Source organism: Lutibacter sp. HS1-25 (genome assembly GCF_004121075.1).
In the GTDB taxonomy this organism is placed as follows: domain Bacteria; phylum Bacteroidota; class Bacteroidia; order Flavobacteriales; family Flavobacteriaceae; genus Lutibacter.
In genome coordinates this window covers 18,873-36,373 of record NZ_RHLN01000161.1, presented here as the reverse complement: position 1 = coordinate 36,373, position 17,501 = coordinate 18,873, and the positions used below count along the sequence as shown (strand labels likewise).

Annotated in this window: 17 protein-coding genes; 6 read left to right on the top strand and 11 right to left on the bottom strand. The window is 29.6% G+C overall.

Annotated elements, in window-relative coordinates; genetic code table 11:
• The first annotated feature begins 40 nt into the window (after positions 1–40).
• The 6 genes from EC396_RS16970 (at position 41) to EC396_RS16945 (ending at position 4,451) form a co-directional block, all read left to right on the top strand.
• Positions 41–1,078, top strand: coding sequence for an asparaginase (locus EC396_RS16970; RefSeq protein WP_129368049.1), 1,038 nt, complete (start codon positions 41–43; stop codon positions 1,076–1,078).
• 301 nt (positions 1,079–1,379) lie between these two features.
• Positions 1,380–2,117 carry a MotA/TolQ/ExbB proton channel family protein gene (locus tag EC396_RS16965; RefSeq protein WP_129368048.1) on the top strand — a complete coding sequence of 246 codons (738 nt, stop codon included), beginning with the start codon at positions 1,380–1,382 and terminating at the stop codon, positions 2,115–2,117.
• Between the two features lie 9 nt (positions 2,118–2,126).
• Complete coding sequence (locus EC396_RS16960; RefSeq protein WP_129368047.1) at positions 2,127–2,588, top strand: hypothetical protein; 462 nt, start codon at positions 2,127–2,129, stop codon at positions 2,586–2,588.
• An 8-nt stretch (positions 2,589–2,596) separates the two neighbouring features.
• On the top strand, positions 2,597–3,220 hold the full coding sequence (locus tag EC396_RS16955) for a biopolymer transporter ExbD (RefSeq protein WP_129368046.1): 624 nt from the start codon (positions 2,597–2,599) through the stop codon (positions 3,218–3,220).
• Between the two features lie 8 nt (positions 3,221–3,228).
• On the top strand, positions 3,229–3,699 hold the full coding sequence (locus tag EC396_RS16950; protein ID WP_129368045.1) for a biopolymer transporter ExbD: 471 nt from the start codon (positions 3,229–3,231) through the stop codon (positions 3,697–3,699).
• A gap of 80 nt (positions 3,700–3,779) precedes the next feature.
• Complete coding sequence (locus EC396_RS16945) at positions 3,780–4,451, top strand: porin family protein (RefSeq protein ID WP_129368044.1); 672 nt, start codon at positions 3,780–3,782, stop codon at positions 4,449–4,451.
• On the opposite strand, the gene EC396_RS16940 is transcribed toward EC396_RS16945, so the two are convergent.
• The 11 genes from EC396_RS16940 to rplM form a co-directional block, all read right to left on the bottom strand.
• A complete protein-coding gene (locus tag EC396_RS16940) occupies positions 4,432–4,842 on the bottom strand; it encodes a hypothetical protein (protein WP_129368043.1) in 411 nt (136 codons plus the stop codon). The two genes, EC396_RS16945 and EC396_RS16940, sit on opposite strands and share 20 nt — an antisense overlap.
• Before the next feature lie 225 nt (positions 4,843–5,067).
• Positions 5,068–6,525 carry an RNA polymerase factor sigma-54 gene (gene rpoN / locus EC396_RS16935; protein ID WP_129368042.1) on the bottom strand — a complete coding sequence of 486 codons (1,458 nt, stop codon included), beginning with the start codon at positions 6,523–6,525 and terminating at the stop codon, positions 5,068–5,070.
• A 74-nt stretch (positions 6,526–6,599) separates the two neighbouring features.
• Positions 6,600–8,033, bottom strand: coding sequence for an asparagine--tRNA ligase (gene asnS / locus EC396_RS16930; protein ID WP_129368041.1), 1,434 nt, complete (start codon positions 8,031–8,033; stop codon positions 6,600–6,602).
• Between the two features lie 171 nt (positions 8,034–8,204).
• Positions 8,205–10,598, bottom strand: a complete 2,394-nt coding sequence (locus EC396_RS16925; protein WP_129368040.1) for an RND family transporter — start codon at positions 10,596–10,598, stop codon at positions 8,205–8,207.
• A 54-nt stretch (positions 10,599–10,652) separates the two neighbouring features.
• A complete protein-coding gene (locus EC396_RS16920) occupies positions 10,653–13,157 on the bottom strand; it encodes a DUF5686 and carboxypeptidase-like regulatory domain-containing protein (protein ID WP_164975341.1) in 2,505 nt (834 codons plus the stop codon).
• Positions 13,158–13,242: 85 nt separating this feature from the next.
• Positions 13,243–13,797: a ribosome recycling factor gene (frr, locus tag EC396_RS16915; RefSeq protein WP_129368038.1), complete on the bottom strand. Its 555-nt coding sequence runs from the start codon at positions 13,795–13,797 to the stop codon at positions 13,243–13,245.
• A 20-nt stretch (positions 13,798–13,817) separates the two neighbouring features.
• Positions 13,818–14,525: a UMP kinase gene (pyrH, locus tag EC396_RS16910; RefSeq protein ID WP_129368037.1), complete on the bottom strand. Its 708-nt coding sequence runs from the start codon at positions 14,523–14,525 to the stop codon at positions 13,818–13,820.
• A gap of 145 nt (positions 14,526–14,670) precedes the next feature.
• Entirely contained in the window at positions 14,671–15,639 is a 969-nt protein-coding gene (gene tsf, locus EC396_RS16905; RefSeq protein ID WP_129368036.1) for a translation elongation factor Ts, read from the bottom strand.
• 41 nt (positions 15,640–15,680) lie between these two features.
• Entirely contained in the window at positions 15,681–16,406 is a 726-nt protein-coding gene (gene rpsB, locus EC396_RS16900; RefSeq protein WP_129368035.1) for a 30S ribosomal protein S2, read from the bottom strand.
• Between the two features lie 172 nt (positions 16,407–16,578).
• Positions 16,579–16,965 carry a 30S ribosomal protein S9 gene (rpsI, locus tag EC396_RS16895; protein WP_129368034.1) on the bottom strand — a complete coding sequence of 129 codons (387 nt, stop codon included), beginning with the start codon at positions 16,963–16,965 and terminating at the stop codon, positions 16,579–16,581.
• Complete coding sequence (gene rplM / locus EC396_RS16890) at positions 16,965–17,420, bottom strand: 50S ribosomal protein L13 (RefSeq protein ID WP_129368033.1); 456 nt, start codon at positions 17,418–17,420, stop codon at positions 16,965–16,967. The genes rpsI and rplM overlap by 1 nt, the downstream gene beginning before the upstream one ends.
• Between the last annotated feature and the right edge of the window lie 81 nt (positions 17,421–17,501).

Genomic DNA, 17,501 nt, shown 5'->3' with positions numbered 1-17,501 from the left:
TACATTGCATAAATTATTCCAAAATTAAGTTGCAGACAAAATGACAAAATTACCTAATATTTTACTGATATATACTGGAGGAACAATAGGGATGGTAAAAGACTATAAAACTGGTTCTTTAAAGGCGTTTAATTTTAATAAACTTTTAGAGCATATTCCTGAGGTTCATCATTTGAAATGTTTGATAGAAAGTACAACATTTGATGTACCTATTGATTCATCCAATATGGATCCTGATAATTGGGTGGTTCTTGCTGAAATAATTGAAAAAAACTATGATAAATTTGATGGTTTTGTAGTTTTACATGGTTCAGACACAATGTCATACACGGCTTCTGCAATAAGTTTTATGTTCGAAAATTTATCCAAACCTATTATATTTACAGGATCTCAGTTGCCAATTGGCGATTTAAGAACAGATGCAAAAGAAAATCTAATAACTTCAATTGAAATTGCATCAGCCAATACAAATGGTGTTCCTGTAGTTTCAGAAGTATGCTTGTATTTTGAATACAAATTATATAGGGCAAACAGAACTACAAAGATGAATGCTGAGCATTTTCAGGCATTTATGTCATATAACTATCCTACTTTATGTGAAAGTGGAGTTCATTTAAAATTTTTTAAGCAATATTTACAAAAGAATCCCATTGATAAAAAACTGAAGGTTATAAAGAATTTGAATAAAAATATTTTAATTTTAAAAATATTTCCAGGCATACAAAAAAGTACTGTTGAAAGTATTTTAAATATTAATGGTTTAAAAGGTGTGATTTTAGAAACCTATGGATCGGGTAACGCTCCTTCAACCGATTGGTTTTTGAATTTATTACAAGAGGCAATTAACAAAGGTATACATATAATTAATGTAACACAGTGCGCAGGTGGGAGTGTAATTATGGGGCGTTATGAAACTAGTGTAGCCCTTGAAAGTATTGGAATTATTAGCGGATATGACATCACAACTGAATCAGCTTTGGCTAAATTAATGTACTTGCTAGGAATGAATATTCCTAAAAATGAATTTAAATCAATTTTTGAAACTTCTCTAAGGGGAGAACTCACTCAAGTTTTATGAAATTTCAATAACAATAGCGGTTTTATTTAATAAATATTTCAATAAAAAGAGACTATTTAGTATAATTTTTGAAAAAAAACCAAAAAAACCAAAAAAACCAAAAAAATAATTTTTAGTACTTGTAAAATTTTTAGAATTCAACATTTTTTTGTTACTTGCCATTCGCAAACGAAGTCATATTTGAAGGTGCGTACTAAGTAAATGACTTGAGAGAATTTTCATATTATGATGAGTTTGTAGGTTTTTTGAAATTAATATATATTTAACCAGTAAAAAGAATTAATAAATTAACTATTACACGATGAAAAGAGTATTTACTATCCTTGCAATCACAGGATTATTATTATTTGGAGCAGCACCTAAAGTTTTCGCACAAGATGTTGCTGTAACAGAAGAAGTTACAGAAGCAAAAACATTTCACCAAGAATTAAAACAACGTTTTATTGAAGGTGGACCATTTTTTATGGGAATTGTATTAGTAGCCTTAATTTTAGGGTTGGCAATTGCTATTGAAAGAATTATTTATCTTAACATGGCAACTACAAATACTAAGAAATTAGTAAATAAAGTTGACGAAGCCTTAAATTCAGGTGGAGTTGAAGCTGCAAAAGAAGTTTGTAGAAATACAAAAGGACCTGTTGCTTCAATATTTTATCAAGGTTTAGATAGAATGGACGAAGGCGTTGAAGCAGCTGAAAAAGCAGTTGTTGGATACGGTGGTGTTCAAATGGGATTGTTAGAGAAAAACATTTCATGGTTATCTTTATTTATTGCTTTGGCACCAATGCTTGGTTTCATGGGTACTGTAATTGGTATGATTGATGCATTTGACTCTATTCAAGCTGCAGGTGATATTTCTCCAACAGTTGTTGCTGGTGGTATTAAAGTAGCGTTACTTACAACTGTATTTGGTTTGGTTGTAGCAATTATTCTTCAAATTTTTTATAATTACATTATCTCTAAAGTAGATAGTATTGTAAACAGTATGGAAGACGCTTCAATTTCACTTGTTGACCTTTTGGTTAGATATAAAAAATAGTAATAAATTATGGATACAAAAATTTCTAAAATATTAACTTATGTAACAGGACTAATAGCCTTAATTGGATTCTATTTTTTCATTAGAATTGTTGCAGAAGGAGATACAAATATTGAGAATGATGCGAGTTTGCAGAATAGTATTCTGTCTCCATTTATTACTTTTTCAATTATTACATTGATTGCAACAGCTGCAATAGCAATTATTTATTCTTTGATAAACTTATTCAAACATCCTGAAGTTTTGAAAAGATCTTTTATTGGAATTGGAATATTGCTAGTTATATTAGTAGTTTCTTATTCTTTCGCTTCAGATGCTGCTGTTACAGACCAAATGGGTAATGTTTTAAAAGAAGGTGACGCTGGTAGCACATCTAAATGGGTAAGTACATTGATTAACTATAGTTTTTTTCTAGGTGGAATTGGATTGGTTTTAGTTGGAATTGACTTTGTTAAAGGACTTGTAAAATAAGATAGGCTATGGCAAGAAGAGAAAATTCAGAAATTAATGCTGGTTCAATGGCAGACATTGCGTTCTTGCTTTTAATATTTTTCTTAGTAACAACTACAATGGACGTAGATTCAGGTATTTCTCGTAAATTACCTGAGAAATCTCAAGATCAAAATCAGCAAGATGTAATTGTTAAGGAAAAAAACGTTTTTGATATTGTAGTAAATCGTAACAATCAAATTTTGGTTGAAAACGATCAATACGTAACAGTAAATGAGATTAAAAAATTAGCAATGGATTTTATTGATAATGGTGGAGGTTTGAGTACTGCAAAAGACGATGCTCCTGCTGCTCCTTGTGATTATTGTAAAGGTGCTAGAAGTCCATTGTCATCTGATCATCCTTCAAAGGCTGTAATTTCATTACAGAGCGATAGAGGAACAACTTATGGAATGTATATTTCAATTCAAAATGAAATTGAAGCTGCATATACTGAGTTAAGAAATAGATTAGGATTAGAGAAATACAAAAGATCTTATGACGATTTGTTAAAAGATTATAAAGATAACCCGAGTGAAAGTTTAAATGAAAAAATTGAATTTTTGAAAAATTCTTATCCTCAAATTATCTCTGAACCAGAACCAATAAAATAATATCAGATATGAGTAAATTTAAAAAGAAGAAAAAAGGTTTACCTGCCATTTCTACAGCATCTTTACCTGATATTGTATTTATGTTGTTATTCTTTTTCATGGTGTCAACAACTATGAGGGAAACGGATTTATTAATTAAAAAACCGAACCTTCCTGTTGCAAACGAAGTGAAAAAACTTGAAATGAAAAGTTTAGTAAGTACAATATATGTTGGTAAATCTAAAGACGCTAGAATAGCTGGTGATAAAATTCAAGTTAATGATAAGATTATTGATGTAAAAGATGTTCCTAGTTTCATTTTATCTGAACAAGCTTTAAGAAAGGAAGAAGAAGTAAAATTTATGACAACTTCTATTAAAGCAGATAAAGAAGCAAATGTTGGTACAATATTAGACATTAAAGAACAATTAAGAGATATAAATGCTTTAAAAGTTAGTTTTTCAACTACTAAAGGTAACGATTTGAAAAGCAATTTTTAAACTTATATTTTATTAATAATATAAAGGCAATCAATTATTTTGATTGCCTTTTTTTAGTTTAATAGTATATCTTTGTTAATATGAAAAAAGCAGTTTTTATTTTATTTTTTATTTCTTGTTTTTATAATAGTTTTTCACAGGTTAATAATGATTCAATAGATAATAAATATTTAGAGGATCAATTGTATCTGTCGTTAAGCTATAATATTTTATTAAATAAACCTGTAGAGGATGCAGATTCCCCATTTTCCCTAGGGGTATCTTTGGGCTTTATTAGAGATTTTCCGTTTAATGAACGTCGTAATTTTGGCGTTGGAGTTGGGTTAGGGTATGCTTACAATTCCTATAAAAACACAATTACTTTTTTTGATGATAAAATAAATGACTCTAATATTATTGAAGAATACCAAACAAAAACAATTAGATCCAATATTGTTGAATTACCTATTGAGATTAGATGGAGAACATCTACTGCTACCAAGTTTAATTTTTGGAGAATTTATGGCGGTTTTAAATTTTCTTATATCTTCTATTCAAATTCAAAATTAGACTATAATAATGAAACGATTTCGGTTAAGAATTTGGATGTACTTAATAATTTACAATATGGTGCAATTTTATCTGCTGGCTATGGTACTTGGAATTTATTTGCCTACTATGGTTTAAGTAATTTATTTGATAGTGTAGGTAGTAATGGTGAAATATTAAAAGTAAGAGATTTTAATATAGGACTTAAATTTTATATATTATAATATAGGTAAAATAGATAAAAAGTTGCGTTATTATACCCAATGAATATCCCCAAAAAATTTCATTTAAATTATGTGCATTTAATTTTATTCTAGCTGTTGCAATTATACCACTTAATATAAATAACATTATAAATATGGATATTATATTAATTTTAAAATGATAACTAAAGTACATTAAAAAACCTATCAACCCACCTATTGCCGCCATATGAAGGCTTATTTTACGGTTTAAATATAAAAACACATAACTAATCATCATAAATAATCCGTACCCTAAATAAAATAAAGCTAATAAGTTTACTACAGTAGTTTTAAGTAGCCAATATCCCATAAAAAAGGAAATTGATATAAAGAGTAGTGTTGGAAATTTTCTTTCTTCTACTGTTTTCATATGAAAGCTTTCAATCATTCCAAATTTTTTCATTAGGTATAAGAGAAATACTGGAAATATATAGGTGCCACAAAATAGTACAATTAGTATGGTATGTTCTATTGGCTTAAAAATGTATTTTGGAATGTACAGAAAATAAAGAAGCGCCCCTATTATTGAAAAATTAATAGGATGGAAAAAGTAAGAAATAATTTTGGAAAGTTTCATGCTATTTTTATCAATGAGCTAAATTTCTTTTCGTAATCTAGCTACAGGAATGTCTAATTGTTCTCTATATTTAGCGATTGTTCGTCGTGCAATAGGATATCCTTTATCTTTCAAAATAAGTGCTAATTTATCATCTGTTAAAGGTTTTTTCTTATTTTCTTCAGTGATAACAGACAGTAGTATATTTTTAATTTCTTTTGTAGAAACATCTTCACCTTGGTCATTTTTCATCGATTCTGAGAAAAAATCTTTTATAAGTTTTGTACCATAAGGTGTAGATACATATTTACTATTGGCAACACGTGAAACTGTAGATACATCCATTCCAATTTCATCAGCAATATCTTTTAAAATCATTGGTTTTAATTTGCGTTCATCACCTGTTAAAAAATATTCTTTTTGGTGTTGCATAATTGCATTCATATTTAGCAATAGGGTTTGTTGACGTTGTTTTACGGCATCTATAAACCATTTTGCTGCATCTAATTTTTGCTTGATAAATTGAACAGCTTCTTTTTGAGATTTTGTTTTATTTGTACTATCCTTATAGCCTTTTAATAGATTATTATATTCGTTTGAGATATAAAGTTCTGGTTCGTTACGTGAGTTTAAAGTAAGTTCTAATTCACCTTCAATAATACGTATTGAGAAATCAGGTACTATTTGTTCAGCTATTTTATTGTTTCCAACAAATGAACCACCTGGTTTTGGGTTTAACCGTTCAATTTGACTTATAGCGTCTTTTAATTCGTCTTCTGAAATATGAAATTTCTGTAATAATTTTGAATAATGTTTTTTTACAAAATGATCAAAAGATTGCTCAAGTATAGCTATTGCTAATAAAACACTTGGTTTTTCTTCTTTTCTTTTTAATTGTATCAACAAACATTCTTTTAAATCACGAGCCCCTACACCTGGAGGATCTAGTTGCTGAACTAGTTTAAGTAATTGTTCTAAAACTTCAATGTTTGTGAAAATATTTTGTGTAAACGCTAAGTCGTCTAAAATATCAAGTAAATCTCTTCTTATATAACCGCTGTCATCAATACTTCCTATTAAGAAATCGGTTATTATTTCTTCATCTTCAGTTAGTCTATAGGTGTTTATTTGATTTTTTAAAGTTTGTGTAAAAGAGGTGCCTGAGGCATAAGGTATTTGCTTTTCGTCATCATCATATGAATAGTTGTTGGCTTGTGTTTTGTAATTTGGTATTTCATCATCACTCAAATATTCATCAATATTAATGTCTTCAGTGTTTATACTTTCATTACCGCTATCATCAAAATCAGTATCACCATTTAAATCGGAATATTCATCATTTGATTCTAAACCGCCTTCCAATGCTGGGTTTTCCTCTAATTCTTGACTTAGTTTTTGTTCAAAAGCTTGCGTAGGCATTTGAATCAACTTCATCAATTGAATTTGTTGAGGAGATAATTTTTGTAATAATTTAAGATTTAAACTTTGTTTTAACATATATGGGTTTATAATACCTTTTGATAAAAATACAAATATATAGCACAACAGTACTAGTAGTTTTTAAATCTAGTTTAAAATTCTGCATTTTGTGGTGTACGTGGGTAAGGAATTACATCGCGTATATTTCCCATTCCAGTAACAAACTGAACTAAACGTTCAAAACCTAAACCAAAACCGCTGTGTTCTGCTGTTCCAAACTTTCTAGTATCTAAATACCACCAAAGTTCTTTTTCGTCAATATTTAGATCTTTAATTTTTTGTTGAAGTACATCTAATCGCTCTTCACGTTGACTACCACCAACAATTTCTCCAATTCCAGGAAATAATACATCCATTGCACGAACTGTTTTCCCGTCTTGGTTTAAGCGCATGTAAAATGCTTTGATATTTGCTGGATAATCAAATAAAATTACAGGACATTTAAAGTGTTTTTCAACTAAAAAGCGTTCATGTTCACTTTGTAAATCGGTTCCCCAATCTTCAATTAAGTATTGAAATTGTTTCTTTTTATTTGGTTTACAGTTTCTTAATATATCTATTGCTTCTGTATAACTTACGCGTTTAAAATTGTTTTCAATTACAAAGTTTAATTTTTCTATTAAACTCATTTCACTGCGTTCATTTGCAGGTTTTGTTTTATCTTCTTGTAATAAACGATCATTTAAAAAAGCCAAATCATCTTTGCAGTTTATGGTAACATAGGTAATAACAGATTTGATAAAATCTTCAGCTAAGTCCATATTATCATCCAAATTATTAAATGCTACTTCAGGTTCAATCATCCAAAATTCAGCTAAATGTCTTGAAGTATTTGAATTTTCGGCTCTAAAAGTAGGTCCAAAAGTATATACTTTTCCTAAAGCCATCGCATAGGTTTCGGCTTCTAATTGTCCGGAAACTGTTAAGTTTGTTTCTTTTCCAAAAAAATCTTTACTATAATCAATTTTACCTTCTTCAGTTTTAGGTGGATTGATGTTATCTAAGATAGAAACTTGAAACATTTCACCAGCTCCTTCAGCATCTGATCCTGTAATAATTGGAGCGTGAAAATTATAAAATCCATTTTCAGTAAAATATTTATGTACTGCAAAAGATAAAGCAGATCTTAAGCGCATTACAGCGCTAAATGTATTTGTTCTAATGCGTAAATGTGCATTTTCACGTAAAAATTCTAAACTGTGTTTTTTTGGTTGGATTGGATACTCGTCTGGATTGCAATCTCCTAAAATTGTAATTTTAGAAACTTGAATTTCTACACTTTGTCCTTTACCTATACTTTCGGCAAGCATTCCTTTAATTTCAATTGCGGCACCTGTTGTAATGCGTTTTAGAGTAGCTTCGTCGGTGTTTTCAAAATCTACCACACATTGTATGTTATTTAATGTAGAACCATCATTTAAAGCTATAAAACGGTTTGCTCTAAAAGTTCGTACCCATCCTTTTACAGTTATTTCCTGTAAAATATTTTTTGAACTTAAAAGTTCAGCAATAGTGATTTTTTTCATAATCTAAATTATAAGTAATACAAATATACAAGAACTAATGAAAGTTGTAAGCACTAACAAAGTTAAATTGTAGTTGTTTAAAAAGCTAAAAATATATTAATTTTAGCCGATATTGTAACTTTAAAAAATCAATTTAAAGAATTAAACAATATATTATTTGTTGTAAAAAGTTTATTTCTCGTCGTTATCCTCAGATAGATCGTTCTCATCATCAGCTGTTAAAATATCCAATCCAGGTTCTAAAAGTGTTTCTTTGTTAGCAATATTACGTTCTAAAGAAAGTAATAGTGATGGTAACAGAATTAAATTAGATGTCATTGCAAATAGCAGTGTAATTGAAACCAGACCTCCTAAAGCAATTGTACCTCCAAAGCTAGAAACTGTAAATACTAAAAACCCAAAAAACAATACAATTGAAGTATAGAACATACTTACTCCTGTTTCGCGCAGTGCTGCATAAACAGATTGTTTAATTCTCCAGTTATTGGCTATTAATTCTTGACGGTATTTTGCCAAAAAGTGAATGGTATCATCTACTGAAATACCAAAAGCAATACTAAATACTAAAATTGTTGAAGGTTTTATTGGAACTCCTAAATACCCCATTAAACCAGCTGTAATTAATAGTGGAAACATGTTAGGAATTAATGAAATAATAATCATTTTAAAAGATCTAAACATAAATGCCATAAATATTGCTATTAATAAAATGGCCAAAGAAAGTGAGATAATTAAATTATTTATTAAATAATTTGTTCCTTTTAAAAATACGAGGGCTTTACCTGTTAGGGTAACTTTAAAATCTTCTTTAGGAAACTCTTTGTCAATTTTTTGTTGCAAACGATCTTCAATTATTTCCATTTTATCGGTACCAATGTCTTTCATAAAGGTTGTTATACGTGCATAACGCCCTGTAGAATCAACAAAATTATTCATGAATTTAAGATTGCTAGTAGAATTTTTAGTGTAAGATAAAATCCAGTTTTTTTCTTGGTTATTAGGAAGTTGATAGTATTCTGGTTTGCCTCCGTAAAATGCTTGTTTTGAATATTTTACAATATTTATAATTGAAATTGGTTTAGAAAGTTGAGGAATTTCTTCAATAGTTTCATCAAGTTCATCAATACGTTTTAAAGTAGAAAGTTTCATAACTCCCTTTTCTTTTTTAGTATCAACTATAATTTCAAGAGGCATAATTCCACCAAATTCTTCTTCAAAAAACAAGATATCTTTATAAAATTGTTTTCCTTTTGGCATGTCTTCAATTAAACTACCCGAAACTTTAATCATATAAACTCCAATCATACTAAAAATTATAAGTACAATTGTAGTTGTATAAACTGCAAGTCTATGGTGTCTAACAACACGTTCCATCCAGTTTACAATAGCTTCAATCCATCTGCGTTCTAAATGTTTTAAATGTTTTTCCTGCGGAAGATGTAAAAAACTGTAAATAATTGGAATTATTAAAAGAGCCAATACAAAAATGGCTAAAATATTGATAGAAGCAATAATACCAAATTCTCTTAATAACTGACTTTTTGTGAAAATAAATGTTGCAAATCCAGCAGCAGTTGTAATGTTAGTCATTAAAGTGGCATTTCCCACTTTTGTGATTACACGTTGAAGTGATTTTGCCTGATTGCCATGTTTTTTAACTTCTTGTTGGTACTTATTGATTAAAAAGATAGCATTAGGCACGCCAATTACAATAATTAATGGTGGTATTAATGCCATTAAAACTGAAATTTCGTATCTAAACAGTCCTATAAATCCAAATGCCCAAATTACCCCAATACTTACAACTAAAAGTGTTATAAATGTTGCTCTAAAAGATCTGAAAAAGAAAAAGAAAATTAAAGCTGTTATTCCTAAAGCCAAGCCAACAAAAAGACCAATTTCATCAATAATATTTTGAGCATTCATCGTACGTATGTACGGCATCCCAGAAACTTTAATATCTATATTGTGTTCTTTTTCAAATTTCTCTATTTCTGGATTTAAAACATTAAAAATAAATTGTTTACGTGCAGCGGTATTTACAATGGCTTTGTTCATGTAAATAGCTGTTCTTATTACTCCAGATTTTTTATTAAATAAAAAGTTATCATAAAAAGGAAGGTTTTCAAACAATTCTTTTTTAATAGCCAACACTTCTTCATTGGTTTCAGGTCGTTTAGAATATAAAGGTTCTAAATCAAATGATTGTGTTTCGGTATTTTTGACCAATTTACGAATGTCTCCAACAGATGCAGACATTTCAATTTCAGAATAAGTATCAAATTTTTTAGATAAAGCATTCCAGTCGTTGAATATTTTAGGTGTAAATATACTTGAATCATCAACAGCCAAAATAATTAAATTTCCTTCTTCGCCAAAAAGTTCTAAAAAGTGATCGTATTCAATATTTACCTCATGATTTTCAGGTAGAAGATTGGCTTCTGTATTTGAAAAACGCATGTATTGCATTTGTGAAGCTAAAAAATAAGTAACTCCAGCAATACAAATTAAAATAAGATATCTTTTAGTTAAAATAAACCTTGAAACTTTATTCCAAAAACCCATAAAAAAAATTTTGGCAAAGGTATAAAAATTGTTGGTCTATAAAGGTTTTATGTATTAAAATCCTAATCTAAAATTATAGGTTATTTTTACTGCCAAATTATTGCTCCACACAGGGTTAATGTATGGCCCATAACGGTAAAATGCACTTGCTCCAAAGCCTTTAAATAAAGTGTTAAATTCTATACCACTTTCAAAATAACCTTTGTTTAAACTTTTAAATGAAATTCCTGTTTGATATTCAGGACTGTGAATACCACCAATAGCTGCACGAGTAGCAAGTGTAATTTGAGGTTGAAATTTTTTACTAATTTTAAAAAACCTAAATTGATGTGATATGTGAAGTGCTGTAAATCGGTCTGAAATAAATTCATTATATCCCATTGTTTCAAAGCTATTTGTTCCTGCAAAAGTAATGCGTTTTGCCCAAGGACTTTTATAGGTATAATTTGGCGTTGAATTGTATAAATGTGAAATTGGAGCTTCACCAAAAACAATTCCTCCTTCAAGTAAAAAATTAGTAGTAGATTTTCTTATGCGTATTATTTTATTTAAAATACGAAAGTTTAATTGTGTAAAACCAAAATCGCTATTTAAAACATCTTCTAAACTTTGGGTAATTTGAAATGTAAATTGCGGATAGCCGTTTTTAATATTAATTTTTCCTAAAGGTGAATTCATATATTCACTATTTGGTGTGAAATTAAAACCTAAAACTATTGTCGATAGCGTATATTCCGTATAGGTTTTATCAGGTGAAACATAGGCGTAATCGAATAAGTTTTTATAGGTACCAGAACTTAATTCCATTTTAACATCTATATTTGGTTGCAAATTATGAGCTAAAAACACACTTGTTGTTTTGTAATTATAGAATTGTGAAATGTTTATATTTCTTGGATTTATGGGGGTAAACGAAGTGTTTTCAGCTATAAAATGAAACGAAGCAGATTCTATCAAATCATTTGTATACTTGGCTCCAATCCAGGTGTTTGTGTCTTTATTTAAGCGAACTGCACCACCAAAACTGTATTTAAAACGCGTATCTTTAGTACCATATGCACCATAAGCTTCTATCTTGTACTTTTGCGAAAAAGTGCTGTTAGTAATTCCTCCAAAACCAACTCTAAAACCTTCGTAATTGTTAACGTTTAAAATTTTACCCAAATTTAAATTGATGTATTTTGTTGGGTAATGGCCTTTAAAAATATTTCTAGCTAAGTTTATTTTTTTTTCTACGCCTTCTTTTTTAGCGATACTGTCTAAATATGTGTAGGTTTTTTGCTCTCTTGTTGTTAAAGAATCTGCTCTGTAATTTCTCCAAAATTGTTCAGGTTGTTGATTGGCATCATCGTTAAATTGAATTGTTGAAGAAGCTCTTATAACTTTTACTGGGATGTTGACTTCAATGTTTGAATTTATGGATGTTGAATTGAAATAAATGACATCATCGGGTCTGTTTTTTGAAATATCATTGATTGAATCACTTTTATTAGTTGGGTTCGATTTTTTTCCAAAAAAGGAAATTGGTTGGGTATTATCACCTTTTCTAATTTCGATATTATTGTTTAACGGAAACCACTTTTCAGCAGCTTTTAAATAGGTGTAATTTTGAGTAGCTTTGATATTTACAATGCCTTTCAATTCGGCCATTGCTTTGGTAATTGCATAAGTTTTTGTGTTTATAAAAAGCACACCCTCAATGCCTAAAAGTTCTTTGTTTTTTATAGGTTTAAAATGGATAACATAAGAATACCCATTTTCATCTTTTACAGTATCTAAAATTTTATAATTGTATTGTTTTAAGGCATTTTTTGCAATTGGGTTTGTGTATTTTCTTCCCGCAATAGTATAAAATTCATTGTAAAATGAGAAATCTTGAAAAGTAATAGCAAACAACTCATATAAAGGTTGTTTTAGACCAGCCATACGTGAAGCCAAAATTATTTCTTTTGTTTTTTTTCCTTTTTCAAACTTAAATTCTGATATTTTTTCAGAGATATATAAATCTTGTTTTTCTATTTCTTTTTTGAATTTATAGTTCACGGAATCGATTTCTTTAAAAATCCGATTGCCTTTTTTAACTACAAACACAGAATCTATTTTGTTGTTGATTGCTTCTGGGTTTGCTGTAATTAAAATTTTATTGTAAGTATTAAACTGAAATGAATTTAATGCTTTTTCTATATTATTTTTTGGTTTATGAGCAATGGTATTTCTAATAATTTGTAGTGCAGGATTTTCTGAAGCAGTAATTAAAACTTCATTTAAAGTTTCAATTTTGGGTGCTAATTTTATTGTTACAAATTTGTTGCTTTTTTCTATTTCAATGTGAATGGATTTGTAACCAACATAGGTTACAATTATTTCTTTGAAATTTTCGGAAGAATTTAATTCAAATTTCCCATCAACATCGCTTAAAGTTCCAATGTTGGTGTTTGTAATTATTGATGCAAATGGCAATGGTTTATTTGTATTTTCATCTAAAACCAATCCCTGAACAAACGATTGCGAAAACGCAAGAAATGGTATAAAGATGAATAGAAATACAGTTTTTGCCATAGTATAATACGTTGTTATCCGCCTTTTATTTAATGAAAAAGCACTCATAAGAGTGCTTTTTAAAGTTAGTTTAACTTAATAAAAATTATACTTTCATAATTTCATCATCTTTAACTTTGTAAAGATCATCAATTAGTTTTGTAAATTTATCTGTTAAATCTTGTACACTACTTTCAGCACTGGTTTTCATATCTTCAGAAGCTTCGGCTTTTTTAATTTCTTGCATAGCTTCTCTACGGTCGTTTCTAACACTTACCTTTGAGAATTCAGCAGCAGCTTTTGCTTGTTTTGATAATTCTTTACGACGTTCTTCAGTTAAAGCAGGTACATTTATAATAATAATATCACCATTATTCATAGGGTTAAAACCTAGGTTTGCAATCATAATTGCTTTTTCAATGGTGTGTAACATGTTTTTTTCCCAAGGTTGCACTGTAATGGTGTGAGCATCCATAGTACTTATATTGGCAACTTGTGTTATTGGTGTTAAAGATCCATAATAATCAACCATTACACCGCCAATCATTGCAGGACTTGCTTTTCCGGCTCTAATATTTCTAAATTCTTTTTCTAAATGTACAATAGAATTTTGCATCAATTCTTTTGTACTGTCTATAATAAAGTCTAATTCTTCATTCATTATTGAAAAATTTAAATTATTTAATTGTCAACTTTTGTTCCTATATTTTTTCCTGAAATAACTTTTTCAAGATTTCCTTTTGTATTCATATCAAAAACAATAATTGGTAAATTATTTTCTTGACTTAATGCAAATGCAGTAATGTCCATAATTTTTAAACCTTTGTCTATGACTTCTTTATAAGATATTGTGTCAAATTTAATGGCATCATCGTGTTTTTCTGGATCTACATTATAAATTCCATCAACACGGGTTCCTTTTAAAATTACATCTGCTCCAATTTCAATAGCTCTTAAAACCGCTGCAGTATCTGTTGTAAAATATGGGTTTCCAGTTCCACAACCAAAAATAACAACACGACCTTTTTCTAGGTGTCTTACGGCTCTTCTTTTTATAAAAGGTTCCGCAACTTGTTCCATTTTTATGGCAGTTAGTAAACGTGTTTTTGCACCAGTTGCTTCAATTGCACTTTGTAGTGCCAATCCGTTTATAGCTGTTGCTAACATTCCCATATAATCTCCTTGTACACGGTCTATACCATTGCTTGCACCTGCAACACCTCTAAAAATATTACCACCACCTATAACAATGGCGACTTCAATACCTTGATCTAAAATTGTTTTAACTTCTTCAGCGTATTCTGCTAGGCGTTTTGGGTCAATTCCGTGTTGGCGATCACCCATTAAGGCTTCACCACTTAATTTTAATAAAATTCTTTTGTAAGACATAATTTATTTGAAAGTTATGCAAATATATGAAATTGTTTAGAAGTAAGCTTTTAAAAATTGCGGATGGTTTAAATTTTTAAAAAAAAAATTTGCACAAAAAAAACTCGCATAAAGCGAGTTTTTTAATCACAAAAATTGTGAAATATTATACTAAAGAAACTCTTTTAAAGTCTACAACAGCAACATCACCAATAGTTTTAACATATTCAGCAACGTTTAATTTGTCGTCTTTAATAAAAACTTGGTCTAAAAGACATTGTTCTTGATCTAAAGTTGTGTTATCAGAAATAAATCTTTCTAATTTTCCTGGTAAAATTCTATCCCAAATTGCTTCTGGTTTTCCTTCAGCTTTTAATTCGGCTTTTACTTGTTCTTCAGCTTTAGCAATAATTTCAGGAGTTAATTGAGCTCTTGAAATAAAAGTAGGAATGTTTTTAAGTGTTTTTCCTAATCTTTTTGCTTCTTCGTTTTCTTTTTCGATTACTGCAATTCTAGCTTGTGTTTCAGACTCAACAAATGCTGGGTCAAAATCTTTGTAAGATAAAATTGAAGCACCCATTGCAGCAGCTTGCATAGAAACATCTTTAGCAACCACGTCTGCACCTTTTACATTTGCAGATAAAGCAGTTACAGAAGCAATTTTGTTACCAGCGTGAATGTAAGAACCTACAAAAGCACCAGAAACAGTTTCAAAAGCACCAATTTCTAATTTTTCTCCAATTACACCAGTTTGTTCAATTAATTTTTCAGCAACTGTCATTCCACCAAAATCAGCATTTAAAAATTCTTCTTTTGTATTGAAATTAACAGCAGTTTTAGCTAATTGAGTCGCTAAAGCAACAAAAGCATCGTTTTTAGCAACGAAATCAGTCTCACAGTTTAATGAAATTACAGCACCTTTAGTGTTTTCATCATTAACATAAGCAATTACTGCTCCTTCTGAAGAATCTCTATCAGCTCTGTTTGCAGCAACTTTTTGACCTTTTTTACGTAAAATATCAATTGCTTTGTCGAAATCTCCTTCAGCTTCAACAAGCGCTTTTTTGCAGTCCATCATACCGGCTCCGGTAGTCTGTCTTAATTTGTTTACTTCTGCGGCTGTTATATTTGCCATAGTTTTATATTTTTTGTTGAAATAAATTCAACTATTATACATTAATTATTTTCTTCGTCAGATTTTGAATCTTTACCTTCTTTTCTTTCAGATAAACCTTCAGCAATAGCATCTGTAATATAACCTAAAACTTTATCAATAGATTTTGAAGCATCATCGTTAGCAGGAATCACATAATCAATACCTCTTGGGTCTGAATTTGTATCAACCATTGCAAAAATTGGAATGTTTAAGTTTTGAGCTTCAGCAATTGCAATGTGCTCTTTTTTAACATCAACTACAAAAATAGCACCTGGTAAACGTGTCATATCTACAATAGAACCTAAGTTTTTTTCTAGTTTTTCACGTTGACGGTTAATTTGTAATTTTTCTCTTTTTGAAAGTGCATCAAAAGAACCATCTGTTTTCATTCTGTCAATTGATGACATTTTTTTAACAGCTTTTCTAATTGTAACAAAGTTTGTTAACATACCACCTGGCCATCTTTCAGTGATGTAAGGCATGTTTACAGTTTTTGATTTTTCAGCAATAATTTCTTTTGCTTGTTTTTTTGTAGCAACAAAAAGGATTTTTCTTCCTGAAGTAGCAATTTTCTTTAAAGCATCAGCAGCTTCGTCGATTTTTGCAGAAGTTTTGTAAAGGTCGATAATATGTACACCATTACGTTCTCCATAAATGTATGGAGCCATGTTTGGGTTCCATTTTCTTGTTAGGTGACCAAAGTGTACACCTGCGTCTAATAATTCTTGAACTTCAATATTTGTCATTTGTATGTTAGTTTACGTTCCGTTGAGTTAGCAATAGGGAAGTAGCGAATATTCGATCTTCCCTATTTGGATGCTAAACATTTTACAGTCATTGACTGATCAACAACAACTTTGTTTAATTTTTATTTCAATGATCTGCCAAATAAATTGGCAATACAATTCCAAAAAGCGATTAACGTTTTGAGAATTGGAATTTTTTTCTTGCTTTCTTTTGACCGAATTTTTTACGCTCAACCATTCTTGGATCTCTTGTAAGTAATCCTTCTGGTTTTAAAATTCCTCTGTTTTCAGCATCTATTTCGCATAAAGCTCTAGAAATTGCTAAACGAATAGCTTCAGCTTGTCCAGTTATACCACCTCCAAAAACATTTACTTTAATATCAAAAGCTTCTGCGTTGTCAGTTAAGTTTAACGCTTGCATTACTTTATATTGTAAATGTGAAGTTGTAAAATAGTCTTTATAATCTTTTTTGTTTACTGTAATGTTACCTTTTCCTTCAGAAACATAAACACGTGCAACAGCTGTTTTTCTTCTACCTATTTTGTGTATTGTATCCATTATTTAAGATCGTTAAGGTTAATAACTTTTGGAGTTTGAGCAGCTTGATTATGTTCTGCACCAGCATAAACATATAAATTGCTGTACAAAGTGCTTCCTAATTTGTTTTTAGGTAACATTCCTTTTACTGCTTTTTCAATAAGACGTGTTGGGTCTTTTTGAAACATTTCAGTTGCAGTTAATGATCTTTGACCACCTGGATAACCTGTGTGACGAATGTATGATTTGTCACTCCATTTTTTACCAGTTAAATTGATTTTTTCTGCGTTGATAACAACTACATTGTCTCCACAATCTACGTGAGGAGTATAGTTAGTTTTGTATTTACCTCTAATTAGCATCGCTATTTTAGAAGCTAGACGACCCAACGTTTGGCCGTCGGCATCAACCAATACCCACTCTTTAGTGGCTGTATTTTTATTTGCTGATACTGTTTTGTAACTTAATGTATTCACAATTAAATTCTTTGTTATAATTAAACATTTATTTTTTCTCCCTAAAAAGGGAGTGCAAATGTACGAACTATTATTTATATA